Source organism: Proteiniphilum sp., assembly GCF_034331125.1.
Taxonomy (GTDB): Bacteria; Bacteroidota; Bacteroidia; order Bacteroidales; family Dysgonomonadaceae; genus Proteiniphilum; species Proteiniphilum saccharofermentans.
On record NZ_JAXQGC010000044.1, the window covers coordinates 1 to 24,275 of the forward strand.

Annotated in this window: 17 protein-coding genes and 1 pseudogene; 7 read left to right on the forward strand and 11 right to left on the reverse strand. The window is 43.4% G+C overall.

All coding sequences use genetic code 11. From position 1 onward, the window contains the following. Positions 1–51: 51 nt before the first annotated feature. The 8 genes and pseudogenes from U2P89_RS10785 to U2P89_RS10820 all read right to left on the reverse strand — a co-directional run. A pseudogene (locus U2P89_RS10785) lies at positions 52–369 on the reverse strand (efflux RND transporter permease subunit); the annotation flags it as partial. Between the two features lie 138 nt (positions 370–507). After that, on the reverse strand, positions 508–1,020 hold the full coding sequence (locus tag U2P89_RS10790) for a hypothetical protein (RefSeq protein WP_154670964.1): 513 nt from the start codon (positions 1,018–1,020) through the stop codon (positions 508–510). A gap of 132 nt (positions 1,021–1,152) precedes the next feature. Then, positions 1,153–2,706: a 4Fe-4S dicluster domain-containing protein gene (locus U2P89_RS10795; RefSeq protein WP_322191405.1), complete on the reverse strand. Its 1,554-nt coding sequence runs from the start codon at positions 2,704–2,706 to the stop codon at positions 1,153–1,155. Positions 2,707–2,814: 108 nt separating this feature from the next. Next, positions 2,815–3,756, reverse strand: coding sequence for a DUF362 domain-containing protein (locus tag U2P89_RS10800; RefSeq protein ID WP_322191406.1), 942 nt, complete (start codon positions 3,754–3,756; stop codon positions 2,815–2,817). 148 nt (positions 3,757–3,904) lie between these two features. After that, on the reverse strand, positions 3,905–5,800 hold the full coding sequence (locus U2P89_RS10805; protein WP_322191407.1) for a TonB-dependent receptor: 1,896 nt from the start codon (positions 5,798–5,800) through the stop codon (positions 3,905–3,907). A gap of 94 nt (positions 5,801–5,894) precedes the next feature. Beyond that, positions 5,895–6,296 carry a phosphoribosyltransferase gene (locus U2P89_RS10810; RefSeq protein ID WP_091908133.1) on the reverse strand — a complete coding sequence of 134 codons (402 nt, stop codon included), beginning with the start codon at positions 6,294–6,296 and terminating at the stop codon, positions 5,895–5,897. Between the two features lies 1 nt (position 6,297). Next, the gene (locus U2P89_RS10815; protein ID WP_091908135.1) at positions 6,298–6,807 is read right to left on the reverse strand and encodes an ECF transporter S component; all 510 of its coding nucleotides are present in this window, start codon (positions 6,805–6,807) and stop codon (positions 6,298–6,300) included. Positions 6,808–7,086: 279 nt separating this feature from the next. Continuing rightward, on the reverse strand, positions 7,087–8,262 hold the full coding sequence (locus U2P89_RS10820; protein WP_322191408.1) for an esterase: 1,176 nt from the start codon (positions 8,260–8,262) through the stop codon (positions 7,087–7,089). A gap of 306 nt (positions 8,263–8,568) precedes the next feature. Between U2P89_RS10820 and U2P89_RS10825 the strand changes: the two genes are divergently transcribed. From U2P89_RS10825 to crcB, 7 genes are all read left to right on the forward strand, one after another. Then, positions 8,569–9,141 carry a sigma-70 family RNA polymerase sigma factor gene (locus tag U2P89_RS10825; protein WP_322191409.1) on the forward strand — a complete coding sequence of 191 codons (573 nt, stop codon included), beginning with the start codon at positions 8,569–8,571 and terminating at the stop codon, positions 9,139–9,141. Between the two features lie 40 nt (positions 9,142–9,181). Continuing rightward, positions 9,182–10,390 (forward strand): FecR family protein, encoded by a 1,209-nt coding sequence (locus U2P89_RS10830; protein ID WP_322191410.1) that lies wholly within the window; start codon positions 9,182–9,184, stop codon positions 10,388–10,390. Between the two features lie 33 nt (positions 10,391–10,423). Then, positions 10,424–13,696: a TonB-dependent receptor gene (locus tag U2P89_RS10835; protein WP_322191411.1), complete on the forward strand. Its 3,273-nt coding sequence runs from the start codon at positions 10,424–10,426 to the stop codon at positions 13,694–13,696. Between the two features lie 30 nt (positions 13,697–13,726). Beyond that, positions 13,727–15,181, forward strand: a complete 1,455-nt coding sequence (locus U2P89_RS10840) for a RagB/SusD family nutrient uptake outer membrane protein (protein ID WP_076929462.1) — start codon at positions 13,727–13,729, stop codon at positions 15,179–15,181. Between the two features lie 48 nt (positions 15,182–15,229). Further along, positions 15,230–16,582, forward strand: coding sequence for an FAD-dependent oxidoreductase (locus tag U2P89_RS10845; RefSeq protein WP_076929464.1), 1,353 nt, complete (start codon positions 15,230–15,232; stop codon positions 16,580–16,582). Positions 16,583–16,685: 103 nt separating this feature from the next. Beyond that, complete coding sequence (locus U2P89_RS10850; protein ID WP_154670966.1) at positions 16,686–17,027, forward strand: hypothetical protein; 342 nt, start codon at positions 16,686–16,688, stop codon at positions 17,025–17,027. A gap of 192 nt (positions 17,028–17,219) precedes the next feature. Beyond that, positions 17,220–17,594: a fluoride efflux transporter CrcB gene (gene crcB / locus U2P89_RS10855; RefSeq protein ID WP_076932064.1), complete on the forward strand. Its 375-nt coding sequence runs from the start codon at positions 17,220–17,222 to the stop codon at positions 17,592–17,594. 63 nt (positions 17,595–17,657) lie between these two features. Here the strand turns inward: crcB and U2P89_RS10860 are convergent, their stop codons facing one another. The 3 genes from U2P89_RS10860 to U2P89_RS10870 all read right to left on the reverse strand — a co-directional run bounded on the left by U2P89_RS10860 (position 17,658) and on the right by U2P89_RS10870 (position 23,964). Then, positions 17,658–21,047 carry a DUF1080 domain-containing protein gene (locus tag U2P89_RS10860; protein ID WP_322191412.1) on the reverse strand — a complete coding sequence of 1,130 codons (3,390 nt, stop codon included), beginning with the start codon at positions 21,045–21,047 and terminating at the stop codon, positions 17,658–17,660. Between the two features lie 127 nt (positions 21,048–21,174). Continuing rightward, positions 21,175–22,428 carry a Gfo/Idh/MocA family oxidoreductase gene (locus U2P89_RS10865; protein ID WP_322191413.1) on the reverse strand — a complete coding sequence of 418 codons (1,254 nt, stop codon included), beginning with the start codon at positions 22,426–22,428 and terminating at the stop codon, positions 21,175–21,177. Between the two features lie 177 nt (positions 22,429–22,605). Next, a complete protein-coding gene (locus U2P89_RS10870; RefSeq protein ID WP_044060450.1) occupies positions 22,606–23,964 on the reverse strand; it encodes a Gfo/Idh/MocA family protein in 1,359 nt (452 codons plus the stop codon). Between the last annotated feature and the right edge of the window lie 311 nt (positions 23,965–24,275).

The following is a 24,275-nucleotide window of genomic DNA, read 5'->3' on the forward strand; positions in this document are numbered from 1 at the left end:
ATTCCGCTTTGAAAACTATTAACTTGAGTTGGGAATTTTAAATGAGATTTTTAAGATATAGATAAATGACATACCGAACATGGAAGAACTACGGATCGTTTTCACTCCCGGAATACCCAGTAAAGAGGTGGTAAGGGGGTAGGTGACCTGTTCCTGTATGTCTATGGGCGAGCGTCCCATCCATTCTGTAGCGACAATCTGCTGATTTTCTCCGATATCCGGGATCGCATCCACCGGCACCGGATCGCGGGGAAGGAGGCTGTACCAGTTGAATGGCGCCGTAGCAATCCCCCACACGATAATAAGGATCAGCAGTAATATGGTTATTAACCTGTTATGCAGGAAATATTTGATGATCTTGTTCATCATAAAAAAGTTAAGAGATTAGATATGTATTAAAAAGAGAAAACAATAGATTACCTGCGCAACCATATGAGTAATGACCCTTTAATTAAAGAAAGGCCATAGAAACCTTATAAGGTTGTGCCTGTAAACGCGACCGATAAATCAAATACGGTAAATACAGATGTAAGTGAGCAAGCTTACATCTTTCAGGAAAAGACCTTCCGGAGGAAAGTCAGGATGAGGGGTACGGATGTCGGTTATGGGATCCGATAATTTATACAACCGGGTCAAAATGGCTCCTACAGTGTCAAAAGAGAGAGGTAAGAGGCGGGAGGCCGGCTGTTCTACCTTATTCTGGTAGTCATCGGTAGTTAGCTCAAGTATCTCTGTGTTGCAGCATTTGTCTCCGGCAAAGTGTAACTCATGACCGTGACGGGCAGTTCCAATCCTCCTCGGATCTTCATTCGTGCCCGAATTCCCGGTCCTGTGCGAATTGCAGCAGGAATGGTTATTCCCGTGGTCTGCCGCATGTACAGGGTTAATATCTGTGGCGGCGTGCCGGGCAAACAGGTTGAGTGATTGCAACTCTCCTGCACAATAATGCAATGCGATAACGGGTTGTATCGCAAAGATCATCATGATGGGTAGCAATAATATGGCAGTTGTTCTACTCATGACACTCACCTTATCGAAAAAATTCCTTTTTGTACTCGCTAAATCAAATTACTATTATAACGGTACAACAAAGAAAAAGATAACAAGTTTGCAAAAGTATCAATTATTTTTGACTAATTTTCTATTTCCGTATCAGAATCCGAAATCATCGATCATAATCTCCTCTACCTCATCGTGCTCAATCTCGATGATGTTCTGCGATCGCAATCCTTCCACATAAATGGCTTTATAAGGGATAGCGGGACAGACATATTCGCAACCGCCGCAACCCACGCATATCTCCGGCCTGATCTCGGGGATGGTCAGCATCCCTTTATAGGGAACCATATGTACGGCCTGTGTGGGGCAGTGTTCCGAGCAGGCACCACAACTTGTCTCGTCGTAATAGACGATGCAGTTTTCAATGATCAGTTGTACCTGTCCCATCTGGGTATGGTTCTTTTCCTCTTTTGTCAATGGAAGGATGGCCCCGGTGGGACAAACTTCTCCGCAGATAGTACAGTCGTAATTGCAGAAGCCGTGATCGAAGTAGAGTTTCGGTTGCATTATTCCTCCAAGTCCGTATTCCAGAAAAGCCGGTTTGATCACATGTGACGGACATTTGCTTACACAAAGGTGGCAGGAGATACATTTCTCCCGCAGGTGGTCGAAAGTGGGTGTTCCCGGAGGAGCAATAGGGATTTGTCGTTTGAATTCTCTTCTCGGAAGCAGCTCTTCGGAGATCATCTCCTGTGCGATAAGTTTTCCTGCCGCTAATCCCGTCACCAGGGAAGCGGAGAGGAAGCGGCGTTTCGACTCATCGACCTGCTTCTCTTCTTTCACATGAGTATATGCCGGCACCGCGTCGGTTTCTTTTTTCTTCCCCGGCCGGACAAGGGTGTATTTCATTGCGTCGCGGTTACAACTTTCGATGCAGTTGAAACAGGTAACGCAACGACTGTAATCGATCTGCTTGTTTTTTGAGTCGATACAGGAAGCCTTGCACTTCATGGCGCATAATCCGCACATGTTACATTTTTCATCTACGAACCGGATCCTGAACAGGGAGAATTTACTCAGGAAACCAAGTGTGGTTCCCACGGGACAGATAGTATTGCACCAGGTTCTACCATTACGCCATGCCATGTAACCTATGATTAACAGGGTAATAAGGGCGGTTACAAGAGAAAAGATGCTAAGGATATAGATGCTGACCTTATAAAAAGTATAATTATTGAACGAGGTGAAGATAATTTCCAGCAGATTATTCCCCGCTAAATAGGCCGGGCGCAGCAGATGGGTCACTATTCTTCCGTAGGCACCATAAGGATCGAGTAGTCCCAACAGAAAGGTGAATCCGAAGATAAATGCCGCAGTCGTGCCAGCCAGCACACTCCAGCGAAGCAGGGTCTTAGCTTTACTATACCGGTATTTCTTTTTCCTGTTCAACTTCTTGGAAAACCATGCTACTATATCCTGATAGACACCCATAGGACAGATAGATGAACAGTAAATCCTGCCGAAAAGAAGGGTTAGCACCGCCAATGATACGAGAATGACGATATTAAGGGCAAGAAGTGCCGGGATCAGTTGTATTTCGGCCAGAAAGCTGAGGCGATCGGGCAGGAATTCCCTGAAATCCAGAAAATAGAGTGTAATGAGTATAAACAGGATAAGAGAGAGTGTAACACGTATTCTTTTTAACATGATGCTTTCCTTCTGATAAGTGACATAAAGGGCGATTTGGCACAACAACACCCTCCGGCGATGGATACCGGATAAGATTGCGGATTATACGGGCAAAAGAGGGGAGTATTATATCCGCAGTCTCCTGATGTTCAGGTTGTCCAGTTTCATTGTGCCGATACCCAGTTCTTCTCCTTTGGAGATATGTGTTACCTTGTCGAGCGGCATTTCACGTGCCTGGTTGAAGAAATTGGCAGCAGCAGTGTCTGCGGCGACAATATCCTGAGAGATAAAAAGGCCTTTGGAAAGCACCACGTCGGAGAGAGACCTTCCCCTTGGGCCGCTGGTCTTCATCAACCTGTACGCATCTACTATATTTAAAACCGGTTTCTTAGGATAAGTACACACATCAGCAATACACTGTTGCAGGTCGTTGGCATGGAAAAACCCCCTGTCCCATACAATCCCCATATAGTTCTTCATCGAGATGGTAAGCTGGGCGCCACCATGATTTTTCAGGACGGGGACATTGATCCATTTATCGCAGTCCACAATTGCCTGGTGGATCTTGGTGGTTTTCAGGCTTCTTCCCTTGGGTAGGGATACGGTTTTGTAATACGACTCCTGATGGGCGGGCACCACTTTGGCACCTGCTTTTTTGGCTACCTCTTCAATGCCACTGTTGGCATAAGATTTGCGCCAGTCGTCGCAGGTATGGTCGAATACCGTGACCTCCGCTGCACCTGCTTCAAAACATTGTTTGATGATCTCCTCAACCAGCTTCGGATTGGTGTTGGCCGCCATCTCTACGGGTTGATCCCATCCGATATTAGGTTTTACACATACTTTGTCGCCTTTGCTGATGAAGTTGCTTATTCCTCCCATCTCGGCGATCGCTTTGCGGAACATAGCTTCCGGTTCGCCTCCCATTACTGCTACCAAATCATATTTTTTGGCGGCATTGGCGGTTTCGAACGACTGGGTGAGTACGCTCATCGCATCTGTCTCTTTTACTGTGGTAAGCGCTGCTCCCGTGAGAGCTACCGCTCGTAAGAAATTCCGTCTATCCATAATCTCTTTTTTATTTTGGTTGACTAAATGTGGGAATTACCAATTACTAATTATGAATTATCAATTACTAATTACCAATTACCAATGCAAAATCCTTGAATCCCTAAATCTTCAAATCAGTAAATTATCAAATCGTTAAATCAGTAAATCAAATTTTCACCCGTATTCCACCGAAAATTGTAGCTCCCGGCATTGGATATCCGGCATTGATTTCATATTTCCGACCCAATAGGTTTTCTCCCTTTATGAAGAGATTCAGCCAATCGAGTAACTGGTAATTGGCACGGACATTCCAAAGTACAAAGGTCTCTTGCCGGGTGTCAGACGGGGAGGTATAAATATTCCCGATGTATTGCACTCCGGTGGAAATTCCCCAGGGTCCTTTGGTATAACTACCACTCACATAGAGTTTGTGTTCAGGTGCAGTAAGTATTTTATAGGTCATGTCAAGATAACTGTAATTTGCCGAAAAACGCAGATTCGGCATTGCCTGATAACTTGCACTGAGCTCGAAACCTTTATTTTCCACTTCCCCTATATTGACCCATTGGCCAATATTCGGTTGCGGTTGTTGTATCATGTTGTCGCCCTTTATATAGAACAGGTTGACGCCTAAGCTCAATCTGTTATCCATCAGCATTTGCAGCAGCGATATCTCGTAGTTCATCAACCGTTCTGGTTTCAGATCCGGATTTTGCGGCGGGAACATGTACATCTCACGAATGGTGGGGTTACGAAATCCTTTACTGACGATTGCTTTCAGTACAGTCGTAGCCGAAGGAGTGAAACTTGCCCCCAGTTGCGGTATCCATTCCGAGCCGTTGATCTGATGGTGATCGAGCCGGATACCTGCATTCAGCGTCAGTTTATTATTGAGTATGGTCTGTTGCAGGTTCAGGTATCCTGCCATATTGTAGAGCGAGGTATCGGCTAACTGTACATTGTCGGATTCATCGGGAAACTTATTCTTTGCCTCGCCACCGAAGTGTTGATAGTCAAAACCGGCAGTCGTTTTATTTCCTGCAAAGAAAGAATAGGATTGATATACCGATACTCCCGCCATCCGGTCGGATGAGTTAAAGCGTTGGGGTACGGGTTGTCCTCCCTCCCTGTATCCATCGTTGATCCGGTGCGTGCCAAAGTTGTAAAACAGCTTTATTGCCCCCGATGTATTTGTATACTCGTTCTCGATGGCAAGAGAAGTCATTCCACGGGTGATATCGGCATCGTTATCGGTAATGGGAGCGGCCACCGGCCCCGGGTTCGATGACTCCGTGTTGGAGATATTCAGGTCTGCAAAACTTTTCCAGTTGCGTGAAATATCGTATCCCACCTTTGCATAGCCGTTCCACTGTTCGAAATCCATGTTCTCCCGGTGCCCGTCAGAGCGGCTGTATCCTATGTTTCCAACTAAGTGCAATCTTTCTTTTTTCCATCCCGTGTATGCTTCCGCATTCAATGTATTGTAACTTCCGTACATTACCTGTGCCATGCCGTGCGATCCGTCCCGTTGTTGTTTTTTGGTGATGATATTGATCACGCCACCCATGGCATTCGAACCATAGAGTACCGAAGCCGGGCCGCGTACCACTTCCACCCGTTCCGTCATCATGGACTGGTAACTGTCGGCCAGCGGATGCCCCATCAGTCCCATATACTGCGGATGTCCGTCGATCAGCACCAATACACCTGTGGTAGGTGCTCCTCCGATCCCGCGCATGCTCATCCCCCCGGCCGCCCCGTTGGCCACGCCGTAACCCATCACACCTCTCTGGGTAATGAACAGGCCCGGCACTTCTTCGGTCAGCAGAGGCAGAATGTTGGGTTGAATCCTTTCTTCAATCTGGTTTCCTGAAATTACCGATATGCTCATAGGCAGGTTGCGCAGATTGACTTTCGGCATGGTGCCGGTGACAATTATTTCATCGAGTCGAACGGTGTCGTTCAGTTCTTCATCCGGTTCGTTTCCGGGGTGAATGTTTCCGGCTACCAGCGGGGATGCTGACAGTAACATGCAATATAATAAGAGGGTGATTTTGTACATACTTACCCTGATAATTGTTTGTTTTAAAGAGTGTTGTGCCTATAGGGCTGCACCTCTATGGAGAGTGTGACCTTATTTAATAGAAAGATCCTGTTTACATTATCCAGGGAAATCTGAAGCAGGATTCATCGTAGAGCGAATAATCGGCCTTCCCGTTCACGGCGAATGTTTTTATTTGCCGGGCACCATGTAAAAGATCGATGGCGTATTGTACCGTAGCTCCTGTTTTTATTCGATCTTCCACTAAAAGGATCGATTTGTCTTTATAATCGAATTCTATAGGTGAGATCAGTTTTGGGCTATCGTATCTCGGCTGCTGATCAGGATCACGCAGATTGATCTTTAGAAGTTGTATTTCGATATTCAGTCGCTGGTTGATGATCGCTGCCGGAATAATACCTCCGTTAGCAATAGCGACGATCATATCAAAGGTTTCGTGAAAGGTGATCTCACGAAACCTTTGCATGACTTCCTCAAATGATTTTCCTGCAATCATCTTATATTTTGGCTATTGCCCTCAACAGGAAGTAACCGCCAAAGAGTTGAATAAGCATACCGGGAACACCGAGACGGAAGTCCTGAACGGCAATGGCAAAGTTTTGTGTCATGCCCCATTCTATACCGGTTCCGACCAACTGATAAGCAAGGATAGCAATTAGAATAGCCAGAAGTGATACTTTTCCGGCTTGTTTGGCGACTAATGCAGCGGCAATAGCCAGAATAACTGATTTAATGAGGATAGCCGGAAGTACGGCTGCGGGTGGCATGCCGAACAACAGATGGTTGGCTAACGGAGATAAGACAGCGGTCAGTAATCCCACGTGTATGCCATATTTGTAAGCGGCGATCAGCGTAAAGAAATAAATAGGAAGGAAGATTAATCCACCCTGCGGTACAAGATGTGCCAACTGCGGTAAGAGCAGGTTGCCGACAATAAATATCGCTGCGAACAGATAAGTCTTTGTATTACTGAGACTGAAAGAGTACAATTTGACTGTTGTTGACATAATTTGTTGTTTTATATCGGTTTATATATTTTCTGGAGAGTGTTTACCCGATTATCCGGAAAGAAAACCATATATGGATGTTCGAGAACTTCTGAATATCCTTTTTGTATGCGGATACTCCCTACAAAACTATGAATTAAATCATTGAAACGAAAAAGGGAGATAGTTATTTTTTATTTAAAAAATAAAAAAATACAGATTGTTCTTTGCTTGTTTATATTACTTAGACGACAATCCCTGAAGGGATTCAATTAATTGCTTGATATAGATACTAATCAATTATCTGGTTTTAAATAGCATCGGCAGAAATTCCGATAGATAGATCCGCCAGTTACGCCATGTATGTCCGCCTTCTGATTCCCGGTAAATATATGGGAAATCCATTGCATCGAGTTTTTTTCTGAAATCGATATTGGCCTGGTAGAGAAAATCTTCTTTTCCGATAGCGATCCAGTATAGAGCATAACCATTATTTTCTTGAGTAGCCAATGTTTCTCCTATATTGTCGTACACCTTTGATTTTACCTTTTCATCCGGCATGATAGCAGCAGAGAAGAGTCCCATGTAATCAAAGGTATTGGGGTAGTATCTTGAAATGTGCAAGGTATGAAATCCACCCATGGAGAGGCCTGCGATGGCGCGGCCTTTCTTTTCAGGAATGGTGCGGTATTGGGAATCGACAAACCGGATGATTTCGTGAAAGGTCTCTTCGTATTTTCCGTCCATAGTATGTGGTAGACGGAATTGTGGCTTGTAGAAACCCAGGCTCGACTCTCCCGGTGCGGCTTCTTGTGCCACGTTTCCATTGGGCATCACAATAATCATCGGTTCTGCTTTGCCCTGGGCTATCAGATTATCCGCTATCTGAGATGCACGTCCGAGGGTCATCCATGCTTCTTCATCGCCACCCATGCCATGCAGTAGGTAAAGGACAGGATAAGAGTTGTCACTCTTTTCATAGCCGGGAGGTGTGTAGATGGTGATCCTCCGGGTCATGTTGTTGCCGGGAGATTGATACCACCGTTTTGTTACTGTACCGTGCGGGACACTATTCACCTTATAGAGGTCAGCCTGTCCGCCGCCGACGAGTAGTACGTTCAATGTGCTGGCTACGTCGCGCCGGTAGTAAACATTATTGGGATCGTTCACCTGCAGCCCGTCCACGTTGAATGCATAGGTATATAATTCGGAAGGCAGGGGATGTGTTGTATAGCTCCATACGCCGTCGGCATTTTTAGTCATATCTGCTTCCTCACCGGGAGCCAGAAAGTCGCCTGTCACAGATACGTTGTTAGCGGTAGGAGCCGTTAAACGGAATGTGACGGAGTTGTCGGCATGTATCTCCGGGGAGATAATCTCTTTATTCTGTCCAAAAGACAGATTTTCCTGTGCATGCAATGAGAAAGACAGCAATAAAACTACTGCTAAAATTGAGGTAAAATGGATTCTTTTCATACAAACTAATTTTGTATCACAAAACTAATAAAAACTATCGGTAAAGAAAATTCATCTTGCATTTTTATACAATAAAGTAAATAGGAAATAGGATAAAGTAATAATGTTTGATTTGTATATTTTTAACTATCTGATTGTATACTTTTGCAAATCACTTTCCCCTTATTAATATAAATGCGTTTTGAACATTCTCATTTAGCAATGTCGCAAAAAGAATTCGTTATATATGCATCGGTCCGATTATGAAAGATATCAGAATTTTCTCTCTTTATTGAAGACAGTATCATGGAGATAGATCTGAAAAAAATGAAAATAAAGAAGGCCGTAAAGATCCGATCCGGTCAGGGTACAGTATTTGACGGGAACGAAGACCTGCTTGCGTTTATGTACAGGACGTATGCGGATAGCCTGTATGCTTATGGCCAGTCGTTTCATTCTGATACAGGACTGATAGAAGATGCAATACATGATGTATTTATAGATATCTATACAAATGAAAAGAGATTCAACCATATTTCCAACTTGCAACAATATCTGATAGCAGCGTTCCGTCATCGGATTTTATTTTTATTAAGAAATAACAAACGCTATGTGGAAATTGTAAATGATGGTTCCGACTCGTTTATCGAAAAAAACAGTCAGGATTTATGGATTGAAAATGAGGAGAAAAGCCATAAGGACAGATTAGTCAAACGTCTGTTGTCAGGCCTTACCCTACATCAAAAGGAAGCCATTCACTTGCGCTTTATCGAAGGATATTCTTATGATGAAATAGCGGAGATCATGCAAATCAATTACCAGTCGGTGAAGGTGCTGGTACACCGGGCTATTTCGAAGATCCGTAAAAAAGATATTTCATCTCCCCCGAATGCCGATTAACATAGAGCTATACATTCATACAGGAGTTTACAGATATAAAATGCGAACAGATTATACCAATTATAAAGACATTGACTTCCTTGATGATGATTTCTTCATCGAGTCTATGATTTCTCCCACTAAGGAGAGCGAATTCTTTTGGTCGGAACTCATTGACCGTAAAAAGATCGATCTGAATGAATTCATTTCTGCCAATATGTTGCTGGAATCCATAAGGGAGAGTCGCTATGAATTGCCCCAGCGGAGAAAAGACCAGCTATGGAAGAGGATTGAAACAACCCGAAATTCGTTGAAAGACAGGCGTAAGAAAGGAATCCGACTGTATAAATACCTCACTGTTGCAGCCTGCATTGCAATCATTATCGGGCTATTTTTTACCTCCCTTTTCGAGAGGAATAGTTTGTATCATGAGAATAACCAGGAGATTGATTATGCAAAATTTCAATCGCTTCATGAACAACACGGACAAGGTGAAATACGTATTGTCACACAAGACAGACAGGTTGAAATCGACGGGGAAGATGCAGAAATAAAATATGACAATGCAGGGGCATTGACCATTAATAATGAAGCCGTTAATAAGGGAACCGTTTATACGAAATCCGCAGAACTATCTTATAATCAACTATATGTGCCCTATGGGAAACGCGCCTCCCTGACACTGGCCGACGGGACTTCTCTCTGGGTAAATGCCGGTACGACAGTGATCTATCCGGCTGTTTTCCCCGATCATAAAAGAGAGATATATGTAGACGGGGAAATCTATGCCGAGGTACGACGGGATGAAAACCGGCCTTTCCTTGTGAAAACGGACAAACTGGAGATTTGTGTGCTTGGTACATCTTTCAATGTGTCGGCTTACAAAGAAGATGCGCTAAGAAAAGTTGTGTTGGTAGACGGATCGGTGGATATCAGGTTAGAGGGGAAAAATACCCGGTTGGTACCTAATCAATTGTATACATATAGCGGACAGGTGAGTAGTGTGGAAACAGTAGATGCGGAAATATATACTTCGTGGCGCAACGGTATATATATATTCAGGGATGAGCCTATTGAAAGTATCCTTCAGCAGTTGGCCCGTTATTATAATGTAATTATGATCTTCCCGCAGCAACCATCCGGGATCGTATGCTCGGGTAAGCTGGAACTGAAAGAAGATCTTTCGCATTTACTCAATAACCTGTCACAAATAGCTTCCTTTAATTTTGGTGTAAAGGACAACCAATACAGAATACAATTTAATCGATAATCAATTATTTTAGTTTACTTAATTTACTATGTCATGAAGCAAATCAAATTTGGATTTAGGCGGAAAAGAGCTCAGATCATCGTTATGATCTGTTTTGTACAACTGTTTTCCCTTTGGGAATCATATGCACAGGCTATTACGATTCACCAGACTGATAAGTCGGTAAGGGAGATCATTCGTGTTATTGAGACAACCAGTGACATGGTTTTCTTCTATAACAATAACGATATTGATCTCAACCGGAAGGTTACTTTGCGGGTGAGTGACGAGTCTATAGAAAAAGTACTCGACTTGCTTTTCGCGGATACACAAAACACCTACAAGATCGACGGAAGGCAGGTTTATATCATGAAAAAACCGGGAGAGAAAGAGAATTCTCTCGGGCAACAGAAAAAGAGAATTGCAATTACCGGTGTAATTGTCGATAAGAGCGGAGAATCCATTATCGGCGCTAATATTGTGGAAAAGGGAACTACAAATGGGACCATAACGGATGTGAATGGCACTTTCGCTTTGCAGGTGGAAGAAAATGCTGTCCTTCATGTTTCGTATATCGGTTATCTGACACAAGATATTACTATTACAGGTAGAACACGTTTTGATATTGTCTTGCAGGAGGATACCCAGGCATTGGATGAGGTCGTAGTCGTGGGGTATGGAATAATGAGAAAAAGCGATGTTACAGGATCGATAGCCCAGATTAGGAGTGAGGAGATTAATAATTATCCTTCTGGCAATATTATGCAGGCCCTGTCAGGAAAATCGGCCGGAGTACAAGTCATGCAGAACTCCGGTGCACCCGGAGCAACGATGAGTATCAGGATAAGGGGTGCTAATTCTATACAGGGGAGTAATGAGCCATTGTATGTAATAGATGGGTTTCCGATTGCGAATCAGACTATTTTAAACAACTCTGATATTGAAAGTATGGAAATTCTTAAGGATGCTTCTGCTACGGCAATATATGGGTCAAGAGGGGCAAACGGTGTAGTCTTGATTACAACAAAACAGGGTAGGGCAGGTGCAGCTATTGTTGACTTAGAAACGAGCTATAGTCTCCAATCAATTATTTCTAGGATGGATTTGATGAATGCCCAGGAATATGCCACTTTTTATAATATCCAACAATTGAATGATACGGGAAAAGAGTATTTTACTTCTGATCAGATTCAGAACTTTGGGATAGGTACTGATTGGCAAAGTCTGGCTTTTCGGCAGGCTCCGCTTCTGACTACTTCCCTGAATGTGAGTGGAGGTAACGAAAAAACTAGATATTCCATTTCAGGAAGTGTATTCAATCAAGAAGGGATTATTGAGGGAAGCAATTATGATCGCTATAGCATCCGGACAAATATTGATCATGAACTCAGTAAGTATTTTGGAATTACATTATCTTCCACTCTTTCTCGTTTGGATACAGAAAGAAAAGATAGTGGCGGGGGATCTAGAGGAACCTCTTTAATTGGTTCTACTTTAGCAGCTGCACCGACTCTTTCTCCTTACACCGAGAACGGGGATTATACAACTTTGGCAATTGCATATCCGTTTGTTGCTACGGATATTATCAATCCTCTTAATTTTATTTATGAAACATCTTCCCATATTAAAGCTAACATAGCATTGGTCAACGCGGCTTTAGAATTTAAACCGATTCAAAACGTTCTGGTTAAGATATCCGGAGGGGTGGAAAACAGAGATGACAGAACAGATAACTATACTACTACAAATTATTTCCGTTCAACAGGTTCTGCGAGTGTGAGCGCAACCCAGTATACCAGCTTGCTTAATGAGAATACAATAAGCTATATAAATACATTTAAAGATATCCACCATCTATCAGCAGTAGCAGGATTTACATATCAGGATTTCCTTAATACAAGTTTATCAGGTAGTAGTTCCGGTTTCTTAAGTAATGATTTTCAGAGTTATAACCTTGCTGCCGGAGAAAATCCGGGTATACCGGGGAGTAATTATACAAAATCCTTATTGTTGTCATATCTTGGTAGAATCAACTATAATCTGGATAATAAATATTTACTCACAGTCAGTTTCCGGGCAGATGGTTCTTCCAGGTTTAGTGCAGGAAACAAATGGGGATATTTTCCATCAACAGCTTTGGCCTGGCGAATTTCGGAAGAAGAATTCCTTAAAGATAATGCTGTTGTTTCGAACTTGAAATTCAGGACTAGCTGGGGGATGACAGGAAGCCAAGCTATTAGTCCCTATGTGACATTGAATCAACTCTCTTCAGATAAAGTGGTTTTTGATGATGCTCTTAATGCTACCTTCGCTCCCACTAACAGATTACCGGGGAATTTAAAATGGGAGACAACTTCGCAATTAAATGCCGGGATTGATCTGGGAATTTGGAACAATCGATTGAACCTAGTAGCAGACTATTATATAAAAGACACCCGGGATTTGTTGAATACGGTTAGACTCCCCTCTTCTTTGGGCTGGACGAACACTATTCAAAATGTCGGGAAGGTCCAAAATAAAGGATTTGAATTAGGTCTGGATGCTTTATTACTCGAAGGGCCGTTTTATTGGAACGTGAATACCAACATTTCATTTAACCGGAATAGAGTCTTGAAATTATATAATGGGGAAGATATTTTAGGTCCTACTTCAGGAGCCCTGTCGTTGAGTGGTAATGTCAATATCTTACGCGAAGGGCAACCTATTGGTATCTTTTATGGGTATAAGGAAGACGGATATGATGAAGATGGTTTTATCAAATATAAAGATTTGAATGGAGATGGAGCCTTTAACCAAGAAGACCGTACCTATATTGGTAATCCCAATCCTGATTTTATTTATGGACTTCGTTCAGATATGTCATGGAAAAACTTTGAGTTGAGTCTTTTTCTACAAGGATCATACGGAAATGATCTATTGAACATAAGTAAAATGTCATATGCATATGATTATGGTTTTGGCTTAAACATGATTAAAGATGTATTAAATAACCATTGGTCCGAAAATAATCCCACTGCAAAATATCCCAAAATCAGTTATTACACCAAATATCAGATGTCAGATCGTTTTGTAGAGGATGGGTCATACCTGAGAGTAAAGAATATCCAATTAACCTATAAATTACCACTCAATAAGCTTAAAGCGGATTGGATGAAAGCGTTACAAATTTATGTAAGCGCACAAAATTTGTTGACTTTCACAAATTATTCAGGATGGGATCCTGAAGTAAACGCACGAGGAGGTTCTAATTCTACAATACTCGGTATTGACGATAATGTCTATCCTAATTCTAAAACGTTTACATTTGGTTTACGTGCCCAGTTTTAATAATTTGTCAATCAGATAAAATATCACGCTATGAATACTACCTTATTAAATAGAAATTCTCTCTTTTTAATTATACTATTTCTTGTAACTTTACTATCCTGTGAAGATTTGCTTGAAGAGAGGCCTAAGACAGTGGCAGAGGAATTATTTTATAATACTCCGGAAGAGGTTGAGACTGCTGTCAATGCTGTATATTTATCTTTCAAGGGGGCTACCTGGAGCGAGTTGATTGTCCGGCTGGATGCCCATACGGATTGGGGATATGGCAGAGGAAGCCGTTCGATACTTAGTAATGTGCAGGGTTTTACAAGTATAGACGAAATGAATGATTATTGGGTTAATTTTTATTCTATTATCCGAAATGCGAATATCGTTATTTTAAATACAAAGGAGAATGAAAAAATTTCAACGGCACAAGTGGAACGTTTTGTTGCCGAGGTGCGTTTCTTGAGAGCTTTAGCCTATTATCATCTGGTGCGGAATTATGGAGCTGTTCCCCTTAGAACAGAGAATAACCTAAAAGAAAGGGATCTCGTTAAGTCGCCGGTTACAGATATTTATACCTTTATCCGTGAAGATCTGGAGTATGCCGAGACGTATTTGCCTGAGACTCCTTCAAAATCGGGTAAGCCCGGTATTTATGCAGCGAAAACACTTTTAGCTGACGTATACCTTACGCTAGGAGAATACGCTAACGCAAGAGATAAGGCGGACGAAGTAATCAAATCGAACAAATATACGCTCGTTTCTGTCACATCCGCAGATGACCTGAGGGCAAACGTATTCGGTCCCGACCTGATAACCAGCAGCGAAGAAATATTTTATATCAAATACACACGTCAGGTAGGGTTTGGTAACTGGATATTATGGGTATTGAATCATGAAGCTTCAGGACACTTTAATTTTGGAGGGGCTTACGCTCATTACAGTGATGCTACAAATATATTTTTCGTAAACTGGGATGAAAATGATCTGCGAAAACGTCTTTGGGATAATATTGATTTTGGCCTGGGTGCGACCACTATGGTGTGTGGAAAATATGCAGATACAGAAGCAGTGGATAGGTCTACGGGTGCCGGAAATGATCTGCCACTGATGCGTTATCCCGATGCCTTGCTTATTTATGCTGAGGCTTCTTGTATGGCTGCGAATGGCCCGACTGCAGAAGGAATGGAAATGCTGAATCAGGTACACCGGAGAGCGTATGGTATAGATCCAGAAACAGTTTCTTCAATTGACTTTAAAGTAGGGGAGTATGATGCTCTATCTTTTCAGGATTTAGTTTTACAGGAACGTGCGTATGAATTTATTTTTGAAGGAAAACGCTGGTATGATTTAAAAAGAACAGGAAAAGCAAATGAGATTATTGGTGAGGCAAAAAAAGTAACCATTCCTGAAAAAGCTTATCTATGGCCGATTCCTTCATCCGAATTAAATTACAATCAAGCACTTGATCCGAAAAACGACCAGAATCCCGGTTATTAATAATTGATCAATTACATTATGTCATAAATTTATTAAAATTAGGACGTTATGAGAAGACGAACAATGTTGAAAACAGTAGGAGCGATCTCTTTAACTAGTATAGTTCCCAAAAGAAGTGTGGCCTCTTCTTTAGAATATAGGGTAGGATCCCGTAAAGAAATTGAGACAGAAATCTTAATTATCGGAGGTGGTACTGCAGGAACAATTGCCGCAATTCAAGCGGGAAGAACCGGATGCAGTACGATTTTGGTAGAGAATGGAAGCCAGTTAGGAGGAACAACAACTACCGGGGGTGTTTCTTTCCCCGGCTTGTTTCACGCATGGGGAAAACAAATCATCGAGGGAATAGGATGGGAATTAGTTTCTGAGACCGTGCGTTTCGGTAATGATACTTTTCCTGATTTCAGTATTCCAACCGGACGGTGGCATTGGAAACACCAGATTCGATTGAATCCTTATCTGTATGCGTTGCTTGCCGAAGAAAAATGTTTAGAAGCAGGTGTACATATCCGATATTATGAAACGCCGATACAGGCAGTCTTTAAAAATGGTCTATGGGAAGTGGATGTTATGGGAAAAGGTATTCATACACGTATTCGCGCTAACCAGCTAATAGATTGTACCGGAAATGCTTTTGTAACAGCCTTGGCCGGTTTTAAGGTCTTACGTGAAGAAGAAAATCAACCAGGTACACTCCAATTCAAGATTGGGGGTTACGATATGGGTAAATTAGATATGAATCTGATTCAGGTGAAATATGATGAGGCTGTAGCAAACGGGAGAGTCTCCAAGATTGATTTTAGGAGTATCAATGCTTTATTACAAAATCAGGGTGATAATATCCAGCATATTTTAGGTGCAGATTCCACTACTTCGGAAACCCATACCATTACAAATATAAAAGGTCGTACCTCCCTGTTGAAAATGCTTCGCTTTCTGAGAACTCTACCAGGATGCGAAAAAGTGCGATTGCTATCTATGCAGACTGAAGCAGGCGTGAGGGAAACGTACCGGATCGACGGAGAATATCAAATCACGCATGATGACTACGTCAGTGGAAAAGTACATGAAGACTCTCTTTCTTATTCTTTTTATCCAATAGATTTGCACGACAAGCATGGTGTTGTTCCCAAGCATTTGAATGAACACACAGTAGCTACAGTACCTTTGCGGGCATTAATCCCCAGGAATAGTAAAAATCTGTTAGTTGCGGGACGATGTGTAAGCAGTGATCGACTTGCCAATTCCGCTCTACGTGTTCAGGCTTCATGTATGGGGATGGGGCAAGCTGCAGCTATTACGGCTGTTATAGCATCAAGGAAGGGTATTTCTCCCCTGGAAGTTGAGCCCAAAGAGATTAAAGAATTACTACGGAAATATGAAGCAATTGTCCCTGGATGATTTTGTGATTCTATCCTTGAGTCCACTCCGAAAAGTCGGGGGAGAATTTAGTTGATAATTCTTTTGTATGATAAATTCGGAGAGGACTCAAATTAATAAAAATATGCTAAGTTTCCTATTGATCACACTTCTTGGTATTCAATCCTGTTTTGCGCAAGCGCCTGCCAACCTGACTACCGATTTGTTGGAACATACCGATCGTTTTTTAGGTTACTACAACGACGGCATCGGTACCGACCACAGTTCGTTACATGCCAACATGTTCCCGATGGTTTTCGAAATGGAAGTGACCATCCCTGCTAATACAATTGCAGAGGTGTGGGTGCCTGTATCATTAAAGAAGTTTCAGCTTACAGTTGACGGCAATATATACAAAGGAAAAGTCGAGCAAGGTTTTGTAAAGGTAGAGGTCGGTTCGGGAAAACATTTGTTCCAGGTCCTTTAGAAACATACAAATACCATATCATGCGAATATGCCAAAGACCGCACAAAATATAGCTATTCATTTGAATAAATCATCCTGCCGGTTCTGGAAATTGCCGGTCTCTGTTTGATTGCCGAAAGCGTTGTTTTACGGTGATAATATCATGCAGGTATGGCTATTATCCATATCTTTGCAGCAAAAAGTGCAAACAATATGTGGAAAGATATATTCTATGTAGGAATCGGAGGCGGGATCGGCAGTATACTCCGGTTCATTGCTTCCCGTCTCGTTGCTCGGTATGTAGCTGCCGAATGGTTGTTTGCGGGTACGTTGGTTGTCAATATGACCGGATGTTTCCTGATTGGCCTTCTCTCAGGATGGATGCTTGCTCATCAACCTGAGAACCAGTCATTCCGATTGCTTCTTATCGTGGGATTTTGCGGTGGATATACCACATTCTCTACTTTCGCATTCGAAAATTTACGGCTGATAGAAGCCAACCAATGGGGATTGTTTGCTTTATATACCTTTACAAGTGTACTTGTAGGTCTGTTGGCCGTGTGGGGAGGAATGAAGCTGGTAAGTTGATAATAAAAATGCGCCGTACGATTTTTTCCGCACGGCGCATTCCACGTAAGTATCTTATCTCTCTTATTGCAGTTCCTTGATACGGATATTCCTGAACTTCACTTTTGAACCATGTCCCAGAAAACCTATATGGCCGGTCTTATTGAGTAATCCGGGGTGTTCACGTTTATCTATCGTTCCGTTTTTGGACGCTTCGCGGATATTGCCGTCGAGGATGGTCGTTCCGTTAAGTATCACTTTGATATGATCGCCATTAGCAATCACTTCCTGATAGTTCCATTCACCAACCGGCTTGAGGAATCCCCTTTTCGCAGGGATTACACCATAGACCGATCCGTGGTACTGGTATATGGCCAGTTTCTCGTAGACAGGCGCATCATTATCCAGTATCTGCAATTCCATCCCCATGTAGGCGGCATCCCCTTCCAGAGGTGTACGGATACCTAACCCGTTGTTGGCCCCGGGTGTGAGCATGAATTCGAAACGGAAGACAAAATTGTCGAACTGGTCTTTGGTATAGAGATTGCCTCCGGAACCTTGGCTGGGATGTAAAACGATGTTACCGCTTTCCACTGCGTAATCTCTTTTGTTTCCTGTCCACTGGTCAAGGTTTGTTCCGTCGAAGAGGATGCGAAATCCTTCTTTTTCCTCTTCAGATGATAATTTGAACGGTTCAGGACGAGGTGTTTCCTTGATGAAAATGTCGCGGTAGGCCACTTTACTGCCATGCGCCTGCAACTCAATCTGTTCCACCGGAAAAATAGGCTGGTTCCTGTCCCAGAAGTTCTCCAGGATCACGTTATCGGTCACCAGTTCTCCGTTCAACCAGACCGATACACGTTCTCCGATCATCCGGATAAGGAAAGTATTCCATTCCCCTACCTTTTGGTCAGCCACCTTGAGCGGTTTACTCGGGTTTTGCTGGTTATTGTATAATCCACCTGATCCTACTTCCGCCCCTACGTTCGTACGGGCTGTATCCCATATCTGTACCTGCGGTGTTCCGCGTAAATAGATCCCTGCATCGGGTTCCGGTCCGGGGTAGAGTTTCCAGTCTATCAGCATTTCAAAATCACCATACTGTTTTTCAGTGCAGAGGTTATTATAACCTGTTCCGTCGAAAACGATATTGCCGTCCTCAACCTTCCAGTCATTTGCTGCTTCCTTGTCTGCTTTCGCCTGCGCGGCAGCCAGTTCCCGCGGACTCATTTTCGCTCGTTTAATAGGATTTTCTATCAAACCCTTCCATCCGTCCAGGTTTTTGCCGTTGAAGAGAGAAACAAATCCTCCTTCGGTTGGATTTTCCGCCAGATATTTGGCAATGGATTGCCGCTGATAATCGGCATCGGGGTTGGAGAGCGTCTTGCCGACCTTATTGAGTATCTGTGTCGTTTCCGTACCGGCGAATGAAGGTTCATTGATGGCGATATTCATTGCGGCGAGTGCTGCTGTCTCTTTCAGGGATGGCTCATCCATATAGGGTGCCACGAAAAGCATTGCCTGATACTGTCCGGTATTGCCAATCAACCGCAGTATGTCATTCTTCTGTTTGTCGGTTTGGGCAAACTGCATTGTCTCACGGAGATAAAGGTATTTGACAGCTCCGGTCTGTCCGGAGTTACGGATAACCGAGACTAGTGCATCCGTCACCTTTTCCAGCTCACGTTTGTCTTTACTGTTACGCGCAATATCCAGCAATGGGTAGATTACGTGGAAGGATTTCCAATGGGTAAGCGCATCGAAAGCAGCCTCTTTCTCTGCTCCTGTTGCCGTAGCATAGGCATTGGTAATGATATCCATTGCCTGCCGGGATTCACTGTTTGCCAACGCAGTATAATAGAGATGTTTGTTGGGGGAATTTTTCATCCTTTCTATTACCAGCGGGAGTTGTCTTTCTACGGGCAAATGGCTCAGTGCCGCGTTGATTGCCTGTTGTATGGTGGGAACATATGTAACATCTTCCCGCTCAAGCAAGGTAAACAAGTCGGACAGGTTCTTGTCGGTAGACACGTCTCTCAGCGTATTGGCCGCAGCGGTCTTTACGGTAGTATTGCTGCTGAACATCTGGTTGTAAACCAAATTATACTGATTTTCCATTTTCCGGTTGGCGATAAGTTCCAGTATCGCCTTCTTTCCTGTATCACCGCTGTCCTCAAAAACGGAAGCAAGTGTATAGGAAATATCTCCGTTATAGGTTGATAGGGCATTTTTTGCCAGTGCGACAGTCTCATCGTTATCGCTTTTCAGGAGAGATGCCAGTGCGATAAGTGACTCTTCCCCTCCAAGTTTAGCCAATGACAGGATAGCTGCCTTCTGCACCATACCGGCCGATGAATTGGCAAGTCGTGTGATTTGCGGTATGGATGTTTTCTTATTGTGATTACCAAGCCAGTAGATAAGTACAGTCTGTACTTCCGGTGACTTGGTAGAAGCAAGCGTTGTCTGTACCAGTTCAGTCGATTTCCTGTCATCCTGGAACGGATAAAGATTAAGTACTCCTGAAAGGTAGGTAATATCCCCTTCCTTAATGGCATTTTTCAGGACCTCCTCTTTTTTTACTGTTGGTTGGGTCAGTAGCAGTTTGGTTGCTGCGATCCGGATATCCTGCTTGTCAAGTTTTTTGCCTGTGGCCAGCAATTTTTCCGCCTCCTTTTTCACCAGTTTAGGTCCGGTACTGTTCAGTCTGCCGAGCAGGGAGATGTACGAAGCGGTAGCATTATCTTTCCGGTATGCATAACCGGCATTCTCTGCAGCATTGCGTAATACCTTGAGGGATTCTGTACTACCCACATTCCCCAAGGCATTGAGTAGTACTTTCCGCATCGCTTCCGACGGATTTTGATTAAGGAGACCCAACAAGGCCGGTTCTGCCTTCTGGTAACCGGATTGTCCGATAGCGTTTGCCAGGTTCAATCTGATTTTTTCGTCATTTGAATCCGTAAGGGCGGCCAGCAATGCATTACCGGCTTTTTCCGTTCCGATAGAGACTAATGCCTGTGCAGCGGGGTCAGATAGATATTCATCCCTGAGGAAGGTAGACAGCACATCTACATTGTCGTCTGTGGCAATTGTTCTGAGTTGACGGATCAGGAATGCTTTTACTTCCTTGTCCAATGGCTGGTTGAGAGCCTTTTCAAAGGCTCCTGCCGCAATGCTGCGGTCAGCATCGTCGTTTGCCACGAAATGGATCCATCCGCTGATGGCGTAATCGAGGGATTCGTTGCTTTGATTTCCGGGAGGGTTCATCCTGCCGATCAGATCAAGTAAACCCTCCTCGCCGGTAGATACCAGATCGGCTATTACCTGATTGTATTTGTGGGGTGTATCGGCCGGCAGTTGGGCCAATGCGTCGGCAATGACGGTAGCTTTTGTCCTTCCTTCCGGCAATTGGGCCTGGATGCCGCTTGTAATAAGCAGGCCCAGGCAGAGTATAAGTAATTGTATATGTTTCATTTTAGAAATTAAAAATTAATAGTGAAAAGTGAAAAATTAAAGTTTATGATTTGGGATGACCGTCTGAATTACAAATTAGTAAACAGATAAATCATCACATCGTTAAATCAATAAATCATCACATTGGTTAAATAGTCCAGGGTGCCCGGACGGGTTGGTCCAGCAGGCGATTGGCTTCGGCATCATTTATAAACAGTTCGTTCACCGGATCGAACTCCAGCGTTCTGTTCAGTTGGAGCGCCACCGTACCCATATTTACAATAGTGCAGGAACGGTGCCCGTTGATCTCATTCAGTGCGAATTTCTGCCTGTTGCGTACGCATTCAAGGAAATCGGTGTTTTGAGCCTGAGGCTCGGGGAAATCAGCCAGTTTCTTTTCCCAGTCGGGTATATCACATACAAAATTCTTATATACATTCCCGTTCGGTCCTGCAATATAGGGGGTATCCGGTTCTCCGTAGTCGCCTCCCCAGAGAATGATCTGGCAACCGTCTTCATAAGTATATGTGATGGATCTCCATGTCCCCACTGCATCCGGATGCTGTTGGGGTGCATCTACTTCCACCTTGACAGGGCTTGTGTTATCTTTGCCCAGCATGTATTGTACGGGATCGATATAATGTTGTCCCATATCACCGAGGCCCCCTCCATCGTAGTCCCAGTATCCACGGAAGGTCCCGTGTACGCGGTGTGCATTATAGGGCTTGTAGGGAGCCGGTCCGAGCCACATGTCGTAATCGAGTTCCTGCGGGATTGGTTGTGGTTCCAAGTGTGTTTTCCCTACCCAGAAGAATTTCCAGTCGAATCCGGTATGTTTGCTGATGGTCACTTTCAACGGCCATCCCAGCATGCCGCTGTCGACCAGTTTTTTTAGGGGTTTCATCGGTGTTCCCAGCCCGTAAAAAGGATCTTTGAACCGGAACCATGTGTTAAGACGGAAGATATTGCCGTGTTGCGCTATTGCCTCCCTTACCCGCTTTCCTTCCCCGATCGTGCGTGTCATCGGTTTCTCGCAGAAGATATCTTTCCCTGCCTTTGCCGCTTCCATTGACATTAGCCCATGCCAGTGGGGTGGCGTGGCAATATGTACGATATCCACATTTTTGTCGAGGATAAGATCCCGGAAATCGTGGTAGAGATTGATCTTTTCTTTTACCAGGGCTGCTGCCTTGGAGAGGTGTGTTTTGTCCACATCACACATGGCTACCACACGCGTGTTGTCGTAAGGAATATGGCCCCGGCCCATTCCGCCTACGCCAATTATCCCTTTGGTAAGTTGGTCGCTCGGGGCGATCATGCCTTTTCCAAGTACACTTCTGGGAACAATGGTAAGTAATGTAACCCCACCCATTGTTTTTAAAAATTGTCTTCTTGAGGTCATTGATAATTTAAAATTTAGTTGTTTTAGGTATGTATAAATTCAATTTTTACAAAAATAGTCTTTTTTGTAATAAAAGAGATGAAAGGGAAGAATAAAATCCGGAAAAATTGGATTATGGACTTATATAATTATGATAAAAGAGGCCCTTATGGATAAAGCCTCTTTCGATCTGTTTTTTTATTCTTTGTGGGGGATACCTGCCAAAGGAATGGTTTCCGGAATACCTTCTATTTTTCCCATGCTGTAAGTTTTAGGTCCCAGGTATAAATCGGAATTCATGACCTCCTCCCTGGTGACATCTTTTCCTGTGTAAGCGGCTATTCTACCCATAATAGCCACAAGTGTGGAGTTGGCCTGATCTTCCCCGTCGTTGATAGTGTTTCCCGTCCTTATGGCTGTGACTAAATTGATGTGTTCCTGTACGAAAGGGTTGGTTACGTGCCATTCCGATTGAGTGTCGTTTTCGGCAGGGTGGGGATATTCCCAGATTATATTTCCCTTCAGATCATATAATTTTCCTGCTGCGTCGGCATAACCCTGTGTACAGTTGATCTGTTCCACTTTTCCGTTGGAACAACCGTCAATCTGCCTTGCTGCACAATGGGTTCTCATGCCGTTTTCATATAGGTATTCGATACTGAAAAAGTCATACTGATCACCGGTAACTCTTCTCTGGCGTCCACCCCATCCGGTAGCTTTTATAGGATATTCGCCCAGATACCAGTTCATCACATCTATCTCGTGGATAAATTGCTCTGCAATATGATCTCCCGATAACCAACAGAAATTCACCCAGTTCCTTAGCATATATTCCATGTCTGACCACTCCGGCCTTCTGCTGCGAAACCATAATGCACCGCCGTTCCTGATAATATGCGCACCTGTAATCTCACCTATTTCTCCATTCAATACCCTGCGCCTTGTTTCCATGTAATCCTTCTGGGAGCGGCGGATGGTTCCACTGATAACATTCAGCTTCATCGATTCTGCCCTTTTCATCGAAGCCAGCACTTTACGTACACCTGCCGGATCTACGGCAATCGGTTTTTCCATGAAGATATGCTTTCTTGCATTCACTGCAGCTTCTACATGGGTCGGCCTGAAATGGGGAGGAGTGCAAAGTAATACGACATCCACTCCCGAATCAATTACCTTTTCATAACTGTCGAATCCGATAAAACAGTTCTCGTCGGGTATCTCCACGTTCTTTTGATTTTTCAATATCTCCCGGCACGCATCCATCTTATCCTGAAAGACGTCTCCCAGAGCCACTATCTGCAAATTGGGACCGGCGTTTAAAAAATCGACTGCGGCTCCCGTACCCCGGCCTCCGCATCCGATCAGTCCTGCCTTAATCACTTTTCCGTCAGGTGCCTGATCAAGTAACAGGGGAAGTTGTAATTCTTCTCCTTTTTCTTTTTGTTTTGATGTGCAGGAACTTAACATGGGAATTCCTCCCATTATACCTGCAGTTCCGATTGTAGCTGAGCCTTTCAGAAAGCTCCTTCGTGTTAATAATGGATCGTTTAGTTGCATTGAATTTATATTTTAAATATGTTTTCAGTAAACGGATATGATTTCGTCTGTTTAAATGGATATTTTCTTTAAGTGATCGCCGTTCCCATGAAGTAGATCAACCCTGAGTCATTCGCACCTATGACTGATCTCAAGTACTACCTGCATAACCTCAGTCCAAAGGTATTAAATATTAAATAACCACGGTCTCTATTTGCGAAAAAAAGGTTTCCGAAAAAGTAAAACTTCGGGGATAAAATTTTGGATTAAAGAGTGTACACACTCTCGAAGATTTTTAAAAGATTGATATGGTACCCGATTTATTTCACAGG

Coding starts and splice junctions, on each gene's coding strand:
- U2P89_RS10790 (WP_154670964.1), bottom strand. CDS start 1,020: ATGAGTAGAACAACTGCCATATTATTGCTACCCATCATGATGATCTTT.
- U2P89_RS10795 (WP_322191405.1), bottom strand. CDS start 2,706: ATGTTAAAAAGAATACGTGTTACACTCTCTCTTATCCTGTTTATACTC.
- U2P89_RS10800 (WP_322191406.1), bottom strand. CDS start 3,756: ATGGATAGACGGAATTTCTTACGAGCGGTAGCTCTCACGGGAGCAGCG.
- U2P89_RS10805 (WP_322191407.1), bottom strand. CDS start 5,800: ATGTACAAAATCACCCTCTTATTATATTGCATGTTACTGTCAGCATCC.
- U2P89_RS10810 (WP_091908133.1), bottom strand. CDS start 6,296: ATGATTGCAGGAAAATCATTTGAGGAAGTCATGCAAAGGTTTCGTGAG.
- U2P89_RS10815 (WP_091908135.1), bottom strand. CDS start 6,807: ATGTCAACAACAGTCAAATTGTACTCTTTCAGTCTCAGTAATACAAAG.
- U2P89_RS10820 (WP_322191408.1), bottom strand. CDS start 8,262: ATGAAAAGAATCCATTTTACCTCAATTTTAGCAGTAGTTTTATTGCTG.
- U2P89_RS10825 (WP_322191409.1), top strand. CDS start 8,569: ATGAAAATAAAGAAGGCCGTAAAGATCCGATCCGGTCAGGGTACAGTA.
- U2P89_RS10830 (WP_322191410.1), top strand. CDS start 9,182: ATGCGAACAGATTATACCAATTATAAAGACATTGACTTCCTTGATGAT.
- U2P89_RS10835 (WP_322191411.1), top strand. CDS start 10,424: ATGAAGCAAATCAAATTTGGATTTAGGCGGAAAAGAGCTCAGATCATC.
- U2P89_RS10840 (WP_076929462.1), top strand. CDS start 13,727: ATGAATACTACCTTATTAAATAGAAATTCTCTCTTTTTAATTATACTA.
- U2P89_RS10845 (WP_076929464.1), top strand. CDS start 15,230: ATGAGAAGACGAACAATGTTGAAAACAGTAGGAGCGATCTCTTTAACT.
- U2P89_RS10850 (WP_154670966.1), top strand. CDS start 16,686: ATGCTAAGTTTCCTATTGATCACACTTCTTGGTATTCAATCCTGTTTT.
- crcB (WP_076932064.1), top strand. CDS start 17,220: ATGTGGAAAGATATATTCTATGTAGGAATCGGAGGCGGGATCGGCAGT.
- U2P89_RS10860 (WP_322191412.1), bottom strand. CDS start 21,047: ATGAAACATATACAATTACTTATACTCTGCCTGGGCCTGCTTATTACA.
- U2P89_RS10865 (WP_322191413.1), bottom strand. CDS start 22,428: ATGACCTCAAGAAGACAATTTTTAAAAACAATGGGTGGGGTTACATTA.
- U2P89_RS10870 (WP_044060450.1), bottom strand. CDS start 23,964: ATGCAACTAAACGATCCATTATTAACACGAAGGAGCTTTCTGAAAGGC.